Origin of the sequence: Tabrizicola piscis (genome assembly GCF_003940805.1) — a bacterium.
Taxonomy (GTDB): domain Bacteria; phylum Pseudomonadota; class Alphaproteobacteria; order Rhodobacterales; family Rhodobacteraceae; genus Tabrizicola; species Tabrizicola piscis.
In genome coordinates this window covers 3764632-3778850 of record NZ_CP034328.1, presented here as the reverse complement: position 1 = coordinate 3778850, position 14219 = coordinate 3764632, and the positions used below count along the sequence as shown (strand labels likewise).

Genomic DNA, 14219 nt, shown 5'->3' with positions numbered 1-14219 from the left:
CAGCTGCGCCACCCGCAATTTGTGGTAGCCTAAAGCCCCAATTTGGCCGCGACCAGCGCGTTGACCGTGGCCGGGTTCGCCTTGCCGCCGGTGGACTTGATCACCTGACCCACGAACCAGCCCGTAAGTTTCGGGTTCGCCTTGGCCTTTTCCACCTGCTCGGGGTTGGCCGCGATGATCGCATCCACCGCCGCTTCGATGGCGCCGGTATCGGTCACCTGCTTCATCCCGCGCGCTTCCACGATGGCCGCCGGATCGCCGCCTTCGGTATAGACAATCTCGAACAGGTCCTTGGCCAGCTTGCCCGAGATGGTGCCCGCCGTGATCAGGTCAATGATCCCGCCAAGCTGTGCCGCCGAGACCGGGCTTTCGCTGATGTCGTGGCCTTCCTTCTTGAGGCGGCCAAACAGTTCGTTGATCACCCAATTCGCGGCCAGCTTGCCGTCACGGCCCTTGGCCACGTCGTCAAAGTACCGGCCTGCATCCAGTTCGGCGGTCAGCACGGCGGCGTCATAGTCGGTCAGACCATAATCGGCCATGAAGCGGGTCTTCTTGGCGTCCGGCAGTTCCGGCATCCGCGCGGCGATGTCATCAACCCAGGCCTGCTCGATCTCCAGCGGCAGAAGGTCGGGGTCGGGGAAATAGCGGTAATCATGCGCCTCTTCCTTGGACCGCATCGACCGGGTTTCGTTCTTGTCGGGGTCGTAAAGCCGGGTTTCCTGCACGATGGATCCGCCATCCTCCAGAATGGCGATCTGGCGGCGGGCTTCATAGTCGATGGCCAACTGGATGAACCGCATGGAGTTCATGTTCTTGATCTCGCAGCGGGTGCCCAGATGGGAAAAATCCTGCGTCGCCTGATACTTCTCATACTGGCCCGGCTTGCAGACGCTGACGTTGACGTCGGCCCGCAGGTTGCCGTTCTGCATGTTGCCATCGCAGGTGCCCAGATAGCGCAGGATCTGGCGCAGTTTCGTCACATAGGCCGCTGCTTCCTCCGGCCCGCGAATGTCGGGACGGCTGACGATTTCCATCAGCGCGACGCCCGTGCGGTTGAAGTCGACAAAGGACAGGTTGGGGTCCATGTCATGAATCGACTTTCCCGCGTCCTGTTCCAGATGAATCCGCTCCACCCGGACCAGCCGGGCCACGCCGGGGCCCATTTCGACCAACACTTCGCCCTCGCCCACGATGGGGTGATAAAGCTGGCTGATCTGATAGCCCTGCGGCAAGTCGGGGTAGAAATAGTTCTTCCGGTCAAAGGCCGACATCAGATTGATCTGCGCCTTCAGCCCAAGCCCGGTGCGCACGGCCTGTTCGACGCAGAATTCGTTGATGACCGGCAGCATCCCCGGCATCGCGGCATCGACGAAGGCGACGTTGGAGTTCGGCTCGGCCCCGAAGGTGGTGGACGCGCCGGAAAACAGCTTGGCGTTCGACGAAACCTGGGCATGGATTTCCATCCCGATCACCAGTTCCCAATCACCCTTGGCGCCTGCGATCACCTTGGGTTTGGGCGCGGTTATGGCGTGGTCCAGCATCATGCCTCCGAAGCAACTTTGACGCCCGGTTTAGGCCGGGCGCGGTCGCTGGGCAAGGGGGCGTCAGTTGCGCGGCACGCGGGTGCCAAGCCCCGTACCCCGGCGGCAGATCCGGGCACCCCGTTTCAACGCCGGACCAAAAACCTCGCCCAAGGCGAAGGCAAGGCTGTCGGCACCGTTTTCCCAGCGGTCCAGATGCACTTCATGCAGGCGGTTCCACAGAACGTCCGACAGGGCGGCGCGGACCTTGGTCAACTGATAGGCACAGGTTGGGCCGCAAAGGCGGTAGTCGCGCATCAGGTTTGTCAGAAGGCTGGCGACGATGTTCGCCCGGTGCTGGCAGCCGGTCGCGGCCTGATAGTCGGTCAGCGCCCGCAGAAAGCGCACCAGATCGACCGTCGGCAGCATGTCGCCCAACTGCTGGCGTGCCGTCATGTGAAAGATCGCATAGGCCGCCTGCCCTGTCGCATGGTCCGTCATCGCCGCGGCCTTGCGGGCCTCTTTCTCGAAAGCTGCAAGGGACCCGAACCAGTCGGGCAGCATGTGAATCGCATGCGTAGCGTGGGCCGAGGCGTCTTCGGGGTCTAGGTCGCACCAGTCTTCGTACCAGTCGCGGCAAAGGGTGGCACCATCTTCGATCCCGCGCACCAGCAGATAGCGCGTTGCCGCCAGCAGCGGTGACATCTCCTCGATCGGGTCGAAGGCATCCAGCAATTCTTCGGCCGCTTCGAAATGCGCCGTGCTTTCAGCCCAAAGATCGCGGGACAGTTGGCCTTCCGATGCCACTGCACGCTTGGCGCTGCCCAGATCGATCTGCACCTGCGCCAGAAGATGCGCAGCGACATAGTCTTCGGGAAACATCTCGAACACCGCTTCGAAGCGGGTGAGTTCGATCGTCGCGGCGGCAAGGTCCTTGCGCGAGATGGCAGCGTCAAAGCCTGCGCGGATCCCCTGGCTGATCAGCGGCGCGACGCGGTGGCCGCCCGAGGCCATGGTGCGGTCCTGATCGGCAAAGCGCAGCGCCTCAAGCAGGTCGGCCCATTCTCCGGCGTCGGCCATGGCTGTGTGATCCGCCCGGATGCACTGCCATTCGGTCATTTCCGGCCCCTGCTGCAGCACCGGGGCGTCAAGCCGGCCCAGCACCTGCTCAGCCGTCATTCCGTCGACCTGAAAGCCCCGGTCCAACCCGACCGGGCGCAGCGGAACGGCAGGTTCCTGCCGACCGCGACCAGCGTGGGTTTTCACGTGCAGAAGGGACGGAGTAATCAACATCAAGTCATTCCCGAGGCGGTGTCCAGCACCGCTGTTGACGGACTGTTTACAAAGATCAGGGCGGAAAGATGGAAATGCGGTGGAGTTCAAGTGACGCGGGCCGAAGGCTGCGTGTAATTTCCCTAGTCCTTCTGGTGACTTCGCTGTCAGCCTGCATGCAAAGCAAGCCGTCCGATGAAATGTCGTTTGTGGCCCCTCCGATGGGCTGGGACCACCATCCGGAAGGCGAGGAATGGACCGAATCCACCCTTGTCGCCCTGTCCACCAAGGATTCGGTTCTGTCGCAACAGGTGCCTGCCGACATCGAAACCTGGTGCCCCGCCTATCCCGAAGCCCCGATCGAGGCGCGCCGTGCGTTCTGGGCGGGCCTGCTTTCGGCGGTGGCCAAGTATGAAAGCACCTGGAACCCCGCCGCCTCGGGCGGGGGTGGGCGCTGGATCGGGCTGATGCAGATTTCGCCCCGGTCAGCCGCGAATTACGGCTGCGAGGCGACGTCCGTCGGCGCGCTGAAGGACGGCGAATCCAATCTGGAATGCGCGGTCGAGATCATGTCGACCCAAGTCGCCAAGGACGGCCTTGTCGCGGGCGGCGGCAACCGGGGCATCGGGCGCGACTGGGCCCCCCTGCGCAGCTCGGAAAAGCGGGCTGCGATGGCAACCTGGACCAGCGAACAGCCCTATTGCAGGGCTGGCTGATCTTCAGCCCCCCGCCAGCATCCGTTCAACCATCTCTCGCAGGTCGGGACTAAGGGTCGGGGTGGTGAGTATCCTCTCCAGTTCCGCCTTCGCACGGCGCCTGCGGGCTGCGTCATAGCGCGGCCAGGTCTCGAACGCTGTCGATACCCGCGCGGCGGTCTGCGGGTTCAGCGGGTCCAGCCGGATCAACCAATCCGCCACCAGCCGATAGCCCGCCCCGGACCGATGGTGGAACCCGGCATGATTGCCCGCCAGAGCGCCGATGACTGACCGGAAGCGGTTCGGATTCCGCCAGTCAAAGTCGTCACGGCCGGTCAGTCGCACGGTCAGGGGCGCCGCCTCGGCCGGCTCGGCATGGGAAATCAGCAGGGAATACCACTTGTCCATTACGTTGCGATCACCGACCCAGCGCGTGGCAAAAGCCGCCACCTCTGCCGCCCCCTGCCGGATATCCAGCAGCGCAGACAGCGCGCCGATGGATTCGGTCATGCTTTTGGCCCGGGCAAAGGCCAGCGAGGCCATCTTGCCGCCATCCCGCCGCGTCAGCAGGCCCAGCGCTGCGATCCGCAGGGCCCGCCGCCCGGCCTGACCGGCATCCGGTGAAAACGGTGCGCCATCATCCAGATTGTCGTATAGCCGCTGCAACCTCTCACCCAGACGCACCGACAATGCCCCCAGCATCTCTCGCCGCGCGGCGTGGATACGGCCGGGGTCGGGCACCCGCTTGGCGGCGTGGATGGTCTGGGCCATGTCATCCTCGGCCGGCAGCCGCAGGCACAGCGCGCGAAAGGCCGGATCAAGGCTCTCGTCAAAGACCACGGCCGCCACACCGTCCAGCCAGTCGGCGCTGACCTCGGCGCCCTTGGTCACCATGTCGACCATCACGTCCTTGGCCAGCGCCCGCCCCGCCTCCCAGCGGTTGAAGGGGTCGGTGTCATGCGCCAGCAGAAAGGCCCGTTCGGAAGGGGCCACTGCGCGATCCAAAATGACCGGCGCAGAAAACCCCCGCAGGATGGACGGGATCGGCCGTGCCGCCAGCCCCTCGAAGCGGAAGCTTTGGCTTTCCCGCGTCATCTCCAGCATGATCGTCGGCACCACTTCGTCGCCGTTCGGGTTCAAAAGACCAACGTTGATCGGGATGACCTTGGGCTGCTTTGTGGGTTGGCCGGGTGTGGCTGGGTTTTCCTGAGCAAACGTCAGGGTATACACCCCATCCGTCCAATCGTCCTGCACTTTCAGACGCGGCGTGCCGGCTTCGGAATACCACAGCTTGAACTGTGAAAGATCGCGTCCGGTCGCATCTTCGAAAACCTTCAGCCAGTCCTCGATCGTGGCGGCATCGCCGTCGTGGCGATCGAAATACAGGTCCAGCGCCCGCTTGTAGGCCGCATCGCCCACCAGCGTCTTCAGCATGCCTATCACCTCGGCACCCTTTTCATAGACCGTGGCGGTGTAGAAATTGTTGATCTCGACAAAGCTTTCCGGGCGCACCGGGTGGGCAAGCGGCCCTGCATCCTCACGAAACTGGCGGGCGCGCAGGGCGACCACATCCTCGATCCGCCGCACGGCAGCGGACCGCATGTCGCCGCTGAACTGATGGTCGCGGAAGACGGTCAGGCCTTCCTTCAGGCAAAGCTGGAACCAGTCGCGGCAGGTGATCCGGTTGCCGGTCCAGTTGTGGAAATACTCATGCGCGATGATCGCCTCGATCCGGGCATAGTCCTCATCCGTCGCCGTTTCCGGGCTGGCGAGGACATAGCGCGAGTTGAAGATGTTCAGCCCCTTGTTCTCCATCGCGCCCATGTTGAAATCATCGACGGCGACGATGTTGAACACGTCAAGGTCATACTCGCGCCCGTACACCTCTTCTTCCCATTTCATCGACCGGATCAGACTGTCCAGCGCATAGGCGCAGCGGTCTTCATCCCCCGGACGCACCCAGACGTTCAGCGCCACCTTCCGGCCCGAGAAGGTGCGGAACGTGCCAGACCGCGCCTTGAGATCGCCCGCAACCAGCGCGAACAGATAGGCGGGCTTGGGCCAGGGATCATCCCATTCGGCCCAGCCCTTGCCCTTGGCCACCGGGTTGCCGTTGGACAACAGGACCGGCAGGTCAGACTCGATCCGCACCTTGAACCGGGCCATCACATCGGGGCGGTCGGGGTAATAGGTGATCTTGCGGAACCCCTCAGCCTCGCACTGGGTGCAATACATGCCGTTCGACATGTAAAGCCCCTCAAGCGCGGTGTTGGCGTCAGGCGCGATCTCAACCTCGGTTTCCAGGGTGAAGGGCCCCTGGGGCAGATCCTTGGCCAGGATCGTCAGGCTGCGCTTGTCGGTCTTTGGCGTGATGGGCTGGCCATCCAGCTGGCACGACAGCAGCTTCAGCCCCTCACCATCCAGCCTCAGGGGATGGCGGCCCGGCCGCGCGGGGTTCGGGCGGAAGGCCAGCCTTGCGACAACGCGCGTGGCCGAAGGCGCAAGGCGGAACGTCAGCTCCACCCCGTCCAGCAGATGCGTGAACGGCTGATAGTCGGCCAGATGGATGGTCTTCTGCGCTGCGGTCATGCGGGTCCTCCTCTCACGCCAAGCTAGGGGCTGGTGCGTCGGGCGCAAGGGAATTGCCAGCAACAGTCTTTTGCGGCTTTACGAATCTGGCGGTTGGTCTATCTCTTTGTTCCATGAATGTTCTCGTCTGGTTCAAGCGTGACCTCCGCGTCCATGACCACCCGGCACTGACGCTTGCCGCAGGGTTGGGCCCCGTGCTGCCGGTCTACATTGTTGAGCCTGACCTTTGGGCCCAACCGGACGCCTCAGCGCGGCAGTGGACTTTTGTCGCCGAAAGCCTGACCGGGTTGCGGGCCGACCTTGGGGCGATAGGCGCACCGCTGGTCGTCAGGGTGGGCGACGCCGAGACGGTGCTGGACCGCCTTTGCCGTCAGTACCGGATCAACCGCATCGTCAGCCATGAAGAGACCGGCAACCTGTGGACCTATGCCCGCGACCGCCGCGTCGCGGCCTGGGCGCGCGGCGCGGGCGTGATCTGGACGGAACTTCCGCAATCGGGCGTCGTCCGCCGCCTTGCCAGCCGCGATGGTTGGGCCCGGCAACGCGATGGGTTCATGGCCGGGCCGGTGCTGCCGCCCCCCGCCCTGCAAGCCGTTGACGGGGTGGAGCCCGGTCTGATCCCCACCTCCCGCGCGCTGAAACTGGCCCCGGACCCCTGCCCCCACCGCCAGCTGGGCGGGCGCGAACGTGGCCTTGACCTCGTTGACAGCTTCCTAGCCCGCCGGGGCGAAACCTACCGGGCGGCCATGTCCTCGCCGCTCACGGGCGAACGGGCCTGCTCGCGCCTGTCACCCCACCTTGCCTGGGGCACCCTTTCCCTGCGTGAGGTGGTGCAGGCCACCTCAGCGCGCCAAGCCGAACGCCCCGGCGGCCGCTGGGGCGGGGCGCTGACCAGCTTTCAGTCCCGCCTCGCCTGGCGCGACCACTTCATCCAGAAGCTGGAGGATCAGCCCTCCATCGAACGCCGCGATCTGCACCCCACCGCCATCCTGCGCCCGCGCGAAAACGACCCGGCCCGCCTCCACGCCTGGGCCGTCGGCGAAACCGGCTTGCCGTTTCTCGACGCCTGTCTGCGCTATGTCCGTGCGACCGGCTGGCTGAACTTCCGGATGCGGGCGATGGTGACCTCGGTCGCGTCCTATCACCTCTGGCTCGACTGGCAGGCCAGCGGCGCGCACCTTGCCCGAATGTTCACCGACTATGAACCCGGCATCCACTGGCCGCAGGTGCAGATGCAATCGGGCACGACAGGCATCAACATTCCCCGGATCTACAACCCGATCAAGCAGGGCCTGGACCAAGACCCCACCGGCGCCTTCACCCGCAAATGGCTGCCCGAACTGGCGCCCGTGCCCGACGCCTTCCTGCACGAACCGTGGAAATGGCCCGACGCCCGCCGCCTTCTGGGCCACCGCTACCCCGAGCCGATCATCGACGTCGCCACCGCCGCCCGCGCCGCGCGCGACGCGATCTGGCAGGCGCGCAAGACCAGCGGCTTTGCGGATACCGCAGCCCGCATCGTCACCCGCCACGCCAGCCGCGCCGATCCGCGCTTTGTGAACGACCGCAGCCCCCGCCGCGGTGCATCCCCGGCCCAGCTGACCCTGGACCTGTGACATGCCAAGGGGGGTGAAAAAGTCAGACCTGCCGGAAAAGACCTGCTCCACCTGTGGCAAGACGTTCACCTGGCGCAAGAAATGGGAAAAGGTCTGGGATGAGGTGAAGTATTGCTCGGACAGGTGCCGGTCCGACGCCAAGCGCCCGATGTCTTCAAAGAAATCGTGACGGAGCCTTCAAAGGCTCCGCCCCGGAAATTTTGAAATTTCCGGGCCCCGTCAGTCGCTGCCCACGACCCGCGCCAGCTTGCCCAGAGTCTGCAACCCAAGCTCCACCGCGCCAAAGCCTTTGGCCTCCTCGAATTCCTTCGCGGTGACGAACACCATCGTCAATTTGACCCGGGTCGCCGCGCCTTCCTGGACAAAGGTCGCCACGACATCCGCGTGCTTCGGTCCGTTCTCGCCCCAAAGCAGCGCGTATTCGATCCGCGCCTCGGGCAGGATCGCGCCAAAGCGGTGGTGGTTGGGATATACCGTGCCATCCGGGGCAATCATGTCAAAGACCCAGTCGCCCCCTGCCCGCAGGTCGATCCGCGCGGTGCGGCACGAAAACCCGTCCGGCCCCCACCACTTTGGCAAGGTGTCCGGGTTCATCCACGCGCCCCAGACCACCGCGACAGGGGCGTGGATGACCCTCTCCAGCACCATGGTGCGATCCTCGGTGCCCGAGGGTTCAACCCCGGTCGCGTCCCCGCCAGTCATTTCAAGCCCTGCGCATAGGCTTCCAGCTGCGTGACCACCGTGCCCCAGCCGTCGTAGAACCCCATGTCCTTGTGGGCCTTGGCCGTTTCGGGGGTCCGGTGCCGTGCAACGGCGGTATAGCGCGTGCGTCCGCCGCCCAGATCCTGAAACGTCACGATCGCGGTCATGAAAGGTTCGGGCGCAGGCTTCCAGCCCTCACTATAGGCATCGGTAAACACAAGTTTTTCGTTCGGGATGACCTCAAGGTAGACACCCTTGTTTTCCATCAGGTTGCCCTCTACCTCAAAGGTCGTGTTGCAAACACCGCCGGGCCGTGGGTCCAACTCGCAAGCCGTCACCCGATGCGGCTTTGGCACAAACCAATGGACCAGATGTTCCGGCGTCGTCCAGCACATGTACAGCACATCACGCGGAGCGTTGATGTCCCGTGTCAGGACAAGGTCAAGCTCGGGGTCAAGATCGGGAGAAAGCTTTGGGTCAAGGTCCATCGTTCCGTTCCTTCATCAGGGTCATCACATAGTCGTCCAGCCGGTCCAGCCGCGCATCCCAGATCGCGCGCTGTTCGGCCAGCCAGTCGTGCATCGGCTGCAACGCCTGCGGCACAAAGGCGCAGGACCGGACGCGCCCGTCCTTCTGGGTGGTCACCAGCCCCGCCTCTTCCAGCACCGACAGATGTCGCAACACCGTCGGAAGCCTAAGCCCCGTCGGCGCGGCAAGTTCCGTCACCGGTGCCGGCCCACGCGCCAATCGGCCCAGCATCATCCGCCGTGTCGGGTCGGACAGGGCGTGAAACAGCAGCGAAAGGTCAGGGTCATGCTTAGCCATAATGCTAAGTATCGTAGATCATCGGAGGCGGCAAGTAAAAACTTAGCCAGATCACTTAGTGTTCCGCCCCTGCCGGGGATCGGCCCTGTCGCAGCCCTTGCCCCTGCCCTGCAGGAGCACGTATTGTGTGCAGCGGTATGCAAAGGAGCGAGCCATGGCAGCGCATGTGATGAAATCCGGCTTGTCGGTGGATGAACGGCTGGCCGCCTTTGTCGATCTGCAGGCCCTGCCGGGCACCGGGATCACGCCGGATCACTTCTGGGCGGGCTTTGCCGCTGCGGTTGGGAACTTGAACCCAAGGATTCGCGCCGCGCTGGACCGGCGCGATGACCTGCAAACCCAGATCGACGCCTGGCATATCGCCCGGCGCGGCCAGCCCCATGACGCCGCCGGCTACCGCGCCTTTCTGGAAGCGATCGGCTATCTGGAACCTGAGGGCCCGGATTTCACCATCGAAACCGAAGGGGTGGACCCCGAGATTGCCCGCATTTCCGGACCCCAGCTTGTGGTGCCGGTGATGAACGCCCGCTATGCGCTCAACGCCGCAAACGCGCGCTGGGGCAGCCTTTACGATGCCTTGTACGGCACCGACGCGCTGGGGGACGTGCCAAAGGCAAAGGACTACGACCCCGACCGCGGGGCCCGGGTCATTGCCTGGGGGCGCGACTTTCTGGATGACGCTGTGCCTCTTGCACAGGGATCGCACCGTGATGTCGCCGCCTATCGCATTGAAAATGGGCATCTTCTTCCCGCCCTGCGCGATCCCGGCCAGTTCGTCGGCTACCGTGGCACCGCCTCCACGCCAAATGCCGTGATCTTGCGAAACAACGGCCTGCACATCATCTTGCGGATCGACCCGGGCCACCGGATCGGCGCGCAGGACCGCGCCGGCGTTGCCGACATCCGGCTGGAAGCCGCGCTTTCGGCGATCATGGACCTTGAGGATTCCATTGCCGCAGTGGACGCCGAGGACAAGGTTGCCGCCTATTCCAATTGGCTGGGCCTGATGCGTGGCGATCTGGAAGAGATGCTGGTCAAGGACGGCCGCACCATCACCCGCCGTCTGGCCCCCGATTTCGACTTCACCGCCCCCGATGGATCAGAGGCCCGACTGAAGGGCCGGTCCCTGATGCTGGCGCGGAACGTGGGCCACCTGATGACCACACCGGCCGTGCTGGACCCCGATGGGGCCGCGATTTCGGAAGGGCTGATGGATGCCTTCGTCACCACCCTTTGCGCCATGCATGACTTGCAAAAGACCGAGGGCCCGAGGAACTCGCTGCATGGCTCGGTCTATGTGGTGAAGCCAAAGCTGCACGGTCCCGCCGAAGTTGCACTCTCCTGCGACATCTTCGACGCAGTCGAGACAACACTGAGCCTGCCGCCGAACAGCGTGAAGCTGGGGATCATGGATGAGGAGCGGCGGACGTCGGCCAACCTCAAGGAATGCATCCGCGCGGCCAAGGCGCGGGTGGCCTTCATCAACACCGGCTTCCTTGACCGGACGGGGGACGAGATCCACACCTCGATGGAAGCCGGGCCTATGGTCCGCAAGGGCAGCATGAAGGGGCAGGCCTGGATCAAGGCCTATGAGGACAGGAACGTCGACATCGGTCTGGCCTGCGGACTGAAGGGGCGCGCCCAGATCGGCAAGGGGATGTGGGCGATGCCGGACCTGATGGCGGATATGCTGGCCCAGAAGGCCGCGCACCCGCAGGCCGGGGCGAGCTGCGCCTGGGTCCCCTCCCCCACCGCGGCGACCCTGCACGCGACGCATTATCACCGGGTCAATGTGGGGGAGGTACAAGACCGCATCGCCGCCGGGGGGCCGAGGGCGACGCTGGACGATCTGCTGACCCTGCCGCTGGCCAGCGGGGCCAATTGGTCGGAGGTCGAGATTGCCGAGGAGGTGGCGAACAACATCCAAGGGATCCTTGGCTATGTGGTGCGCTGGGTCGATCAGGGGATCGGCTGTTCAAAGGTGCCCGACATCCATGACGTCGGGCTGATGGAGGATCGGGCGACCTGCCGGATTTCGGCGCAGGCGCTGGCCAACTGGCTGCATCACGGGGTCGTGGGCGAAGCCGAGGTGGTGGCGGGTTTCCGCAGAATGGCTGTGGTGGTGGATCGGCAGAATGCGGGCGATCCGGCCTATCGGCCGATGGCGCCGCGCTTCGATGGAGAGGCCTATCGGGCCGCGATGGACCTGGTCTTCAAGGGGCGGGAGCAGCCTTCGGGCTATACCGAGCCCGTGCTGCATGCCTGGCGGGCGGTGGCAAAGAATCGCTAGTGTCCCGGGCAGGGACACTCTTCCAAAACGACTATTGTCAATGGGTTACCGGGGCCCATTCAGGAAAGCTTAACGTTTGACGACTGGCGCCACGCTTTTGTCGGGCGGGGCCTGACCAAGCACGCCGACCGCGCTTGCGCGTCTGGGGCGAAGATAGGCCCAGTTCAACAAGGCAGCAGGAACGCCGATCAAAAGGCCCGCGGCGACGGCCCAGAGGAAGGTAGCGACGTCATAATGGCCAAGGGCGAGGCCGAGGATGACCGCGGCCCCCGCGACTGAGGACGTCCAAATCGCAATTAGCCAGATCCGAAGATGCGGGAACATGTGGTACCCTTTCACGGCTGTGTACAGGTACAACCCGCCGGGCACGGCCTTGGTTCCATCCGCTGTGCGTTCCGAAGGCTTCCGAGCGCCCGCCCGCCGACGGTTTCCTAGCCGATGTCCAGTGCTATGGCATGAATGCGTTGGTTGAGGTCACCCAGCGCCTGCTGCACGGCGCGGTGGCGGGCGACGCGGGTCATCGGGGCGAAGGCCTGCGCCCGGATCACGATGCGAAAATGGCTTTCGCCCGATCCATCATCACCGGAATGGCCTGCATGCTTGTGACTTTCGTTGTGTATTTCCAGCGTTGTCGGCTGAAAGGCCGCCTGCAACCGGGTTTCGATGTCATCCTTCACAGCCATTTCAGTCCAACCCCCTTCAACCCGCCGCAGAAAGCCTTATGCTCATGGCCCCGAGTCGGAAAGGCCCGTTCATGACCAACCGCCCGCCCTTTGAGTTCGATCTGCGCGTCTCAGCCGACAAGAAACGCAAGAAAACCGGGCGCCGTGGCATGTCCGGGGCCTTTGAGACGTCGGACAAGGGGTGTGACTATCCTGGCTGTCAGGAGAAGGGTGCCTATCGCGCGCCGAAATCGCCCGACCTGCTGGATGAGTTCTTCTGGTTCTGCAAGGACCACATCCGCGAGTACAATCTGAAATGGAACTTCTTTCAGGGCACGACCGATGAGGAATTCCAGAAGTTTCTGGACAAGGACCGGGTCTGGGAGCGCGAGACCAAGCCCTTCAGCCGCATCGGCGATGGCAATGCCTGGGCGCGGTTGGGGGTGAACGATCCGATGGCGCTGCTTGGCGAAAAGGCCACGCAGAACCCCGGACGGTCAGCCTTTGCCACGACGGCCACGCGCAAGCTGCCGCCGACCGAGCGCAAGGCGATCGAGATTTTGGACGCCCGCGACACCTGGACCAAGACCGAGATTCGCAAGCAGTACAAGATTCTGGTCAAGGACCTGCATCCCGACATGAACGGCGGCGACCGGTCCGACGAGGAGCGGCTGCAAGAGGTCGTCTGGGCCTGGGACCAGCTGAAGGACAGCAGGTATTTCCGAGAGTAGACGCGTCGGGCCACCTCAGAGCGGCCTGATCCCTCAGTCCCAAGGGCCGCTGTTGCACTGATCAGCGAAGATTGCCTTGGCTTTGAAGTCCTTGAAAATCCCGGCAGCCCTGAAAGACTGCGCAGCCGCTTCCGAAAAAAACAGGCGCTCTCCGACCAACGGGTCGATCCAGAGATCCGGCCCGATCAGTGCCTCGGGCAGAAGCTGGACTGTCCCTGAGTTCTGCTCTTCCCGCAGGACATCAAGCGTGTGGAAGCGACTGCTTGGAAAGGCCTTCCGGAAGGCCGTGCTGCGATCAAGGTCGATGCTGCGCTTGCGTTCGCGGCAAAGAAGGATCGAAATGTCATCGCGCAGGAACGTCGACCCGTCATTGTCATAGATCTCGATCGGCAGGATGCTGTTGGTGCCCAAGGCAAGGCGATCAAGACAGGACCGCGCACGCGCATTCACCAAAGCGAAGCCGCAGTTGGTGAGCGCCGGAAAGGCCGACCAGGATGCGCGGTCACCAACACCGTTCAGCTTCACCGTCCGGTAAAAGCGGCGGGGAATTTCGGCATCCTCGATCGGTTGGTAGTAATTGACCCGATCCATCAGCGCGACCGCCTCTTTCGGCGGCATGGGTCTATTCGGGCCGGGCGACATCAGGGCCAGCGGGCGCGAAGTTCGGATGCGCCTGTGAACGTCGGTCATCCAGATCAGCGTCACCGCAAGAATACCCCAGGACTGGTCAGACCGCTGCACTCTTGCGGAGCAGGCGTCCTTGCGTCAAGCGGCGTTGGTGAGCTTCTGGCCGTGCCGTCAAGCCGGTTTGAACACCAGCGCCGCCCCGTTCATGCAGTAGCGCAGACCGGTTGGCTTTGGCCCGTCATTGAACACATGGCCGAAATGGCCACCACAGCGGCGGCAGTGCACCTCGGTCCGGGCGCCGAACAGGCCGCCGTCTTCACGGGTGCCGATGGCGTTTGGCAGGGGTTCCCAGAAGGATGGCCAGCCGGTGCCGCTGTCATACTTGGTGTCCGAGGCGAAGGCGGGCAAATCGCAGCCGGCGCAATGGTAGGTGCCTGCGCGCTTTTCATCGTTCAGGCGGCTGGTGCCGGGGCGTTCGGTCTCCTCTTCGCGCAGGACCCGGTAGGCGAGATCGTCAAGGCGTGCGCGCCATTCCGCCTCGGTCAGGGTGACCTCGAAGCTTTCGGCGGCGATGGCGGGGGCGGCGAAGATCGCGGCGGTGGACAGAAGGAACAGGCGGCGGTGCATGGGTCGTCTCCAGCTGGGTCGGCTTAAGGATACGCTGGAAGCTACGCATCCCCTTAGCGGGAA

15 protein-coding genes are annotated in these 14219 nt (G+C 64.2%); 5 read left to right on the top strand and 10 right to left on the bottom strand.

Annotated elements, in window-relative coordinates:
• Window positions 1–29: 29 nt before the first annotated feature.
• Window positions 30–1541 carry an Asp-tRNA(Asn)/Glu-tRNA(Gln) amidotransferase subunit GatB gene (gatB, locus tag EI545_RS18365; RefSeq protein WP_125327695.1) on the bottom strand — a complete coding sequence of 504 codons (1512 nt, stop codon included), beginning with the start codon at window positions 1539–1541 and terminating at the stop codon, window positions 30–32.
• 63 nt (window positions 1542–1604) lie between these two features.
• Window positions 1605–2786 (bottom strand): hypothetical protein, encoded by a 1182-nt coding sequence (locus EI545_RS18360; RefSeq protein WP_125326805.1) that lies wholly within the window; start codon window positions 2784–2786, stop codon window positions 1605–1607.
• A gap of 206 nt (window positions 2787–2992) precedes the next feature.
• Here EI545_RS18360 and EI545_RS18355 point away from each other — a divergent pair, with 206 nt between their 5' ends.
• Entirely contained in the window at window positions 2993–3508 is a 516-nt protein-coding gene (locus EI545_RS18355) for a transglycosylase SLT domain-containing protein (protein ID WP_245990173.1), read from the top strand.
• 3 nt (window positions 3509–3511) lie between these two features.
• Here the strand turns inward: EI545_RS18355 and pepN are convergent, their stop codons facing one another.
• A complete protein-coding gene (pepN, locus tag EI545_RS18350; protein ID WP_125326804.1) occupies window positions 3512–6076 on the bottom strand; it encodes an aminopeptidase N in 2565 nt (854 codons plus the stop codon).
• A 113-nt stretch (window positions 6077–6189) separates the two neighbouring features.
• Here pepN and EI545_RS18345 point away from each other — a divergent pair, with 113 nt between their 5' ends.
• Window positions 6190–7692, top strand: a complete 1503-nt coding sequence (locus EI545_RS18345; protein ID WP_125326803.1) for an FAD-binding domain-containing protein — start codon at window positions 6190–6192, stop codon at window positions 7690–7692.
• Between the two features lie 13 nt (window positions 7693–7705).
• Window positions 7706–7861 carry a DUF2256 domain-containing protein gene (locus EI545_RS18340; protein WP_425471601.1) on the top strand — a complete coding sequence of 52 codons (156 nt, stop codon included), beginning with the start codon at window positions 7706–7708 and terminating at the stop codon, window positions 7859–7861.
• 50 nt (window positions 7862–7911) lie between these two features.
• Here EI545_RS18340 and EI545_RS18335 read toward each other — a convergent pair whose 3' ends face one another.
• Genes EI545_RS18335 through EI545_RS18325 form a run of 3 tightly spaced genes read right to left on the bottom strand, consistent with a single transcriptional unit; the run spans window position 7912 to window position 9219 of the window.
• Window positions 7912–8394 carry an SRPBCC domain-containing protein gene (locus EI545_RS18335; RefSeq protein ID WP_125326801.1) on the bottom strand — a complete coding sequence of 161 codons (483 nt, stop codon included), beginning with the start codon at window positions 8392–8394 and terminating at the stop codon, window positions 7912–7914.
• Window positions 8391–8882: an SRPBCC family protein gene (locus tag EI545_RS18330; protein ID WP_125326800.1), complete on the bottom strand. Its 492-nt coding sequence runs from the start codon at window positions 8880–8882 to the stop codon at window positions 8391–8393. The genes EI545_RS18335 and EI545_RS18330 overlap by 4 nt, the downstream gene beginning before the upstream one ends.
• Window positions 8872–9219, bottom strand: coding sequence for an ArsR/SmtB family transcription factor (locus tag EI545_RS18325; protein WP_125326799.1), 348 nt, complete (start codon window positions 9217–9219; stop codon window positions 8872–8874). Before EI545_RS18325 ends, EI545_RS18330 begins: the two co-directional genes overlap by 11 nt.
• A 154-nt stretch (window positions 9220–9373) precedes the next feature.
• On the opposite strand from EI545_RS18325, the gene EI545_RS18320 reads away from it, so the two are divergent.
• The gene (locus EI545_RS18320; RefSeq protein WP_125326798.1) at window positions 9374–11509 is read left to right on the top strand and encodes a malate synthase G; all 2136 of its coding nucleotides are present in this window, start codon (window positions 9374–9376) and stop codon (window positions 11507–11509) included.
• 69 nt (window positions 11510–11578) lie between these two features.
• On the opposite strand, the gene EI545_RS18315 is transcribed toward EI545_RS18320, so the two are convergent.
• Both EI545_RS18315 and EI545_RS18310 read right to left on the bottom strand, forming a co-directional pair.
• Entirely contained in the window at window positions 11579–11833 is a 255-nt protein-coding gene (locus EI545_RS18315; protein ID WP_125326797.1) for a hypothetical protein, read from the bottom strand.
• Window positions 11834–11940: 107 nt separating this feature from the next.
• Window positions 11941–12192, bottom strand: a complete 252-nt coding sequence (locus tag EI545_RS18310; RefSeq protein ID WP_125326796.1) for a BolA family protein — start codon at window positions 12190–12192, stop codon at window positions 11941–11943.
• A 71-nt stretch (window positions 12193–12263) separates the two neighbouring features.
• Between EI545_RS18310 and EI545_RS18305 the strand changes: the two genes are divergently transcribed.
• Window positions 12264–12902: a DnaJ domain-containing protein gene (locus tag EI545_RS18305; RefSeq protein WP_125326795.1), complete on the top strand. Its 639-nt coding sequence runs from the start codon at window positions 12264–12266 to the stop codon at window positions 12900–12902.
• Between the two features lie 33 nt (window positions 12903–12935).
• Here EI545_RS18305 and EI545_RS18300 read toward each other — a convergent pair whose 3' ends face one another.
• On the bottom strand, window positions 12936–13643 hold the full coding sequence (locus EI545_RS18300; protein WP_125326794.1) for a hypothetical protein: 708 nt from the start codon (window positions 13641–13643) through the stop codon (window positions 12936–12938).
• 57 nt (window positions 13644–13700) lie between these two features.
• Window positions 13701–14156: a peptide-methionine (R)-S-oxide reductase MsrB gene (msrB, locus tag EI545_RS18295; RefSeq protein ID WP_125326793.1), complete on the bottom strand. Its 456-nt coding sequence runs from the start codon at window positions 14154–14156 to the stop codon at window positions 13701–13703.
• Window positions 14157–14219 lie beyond the last annotated feature (63 nt).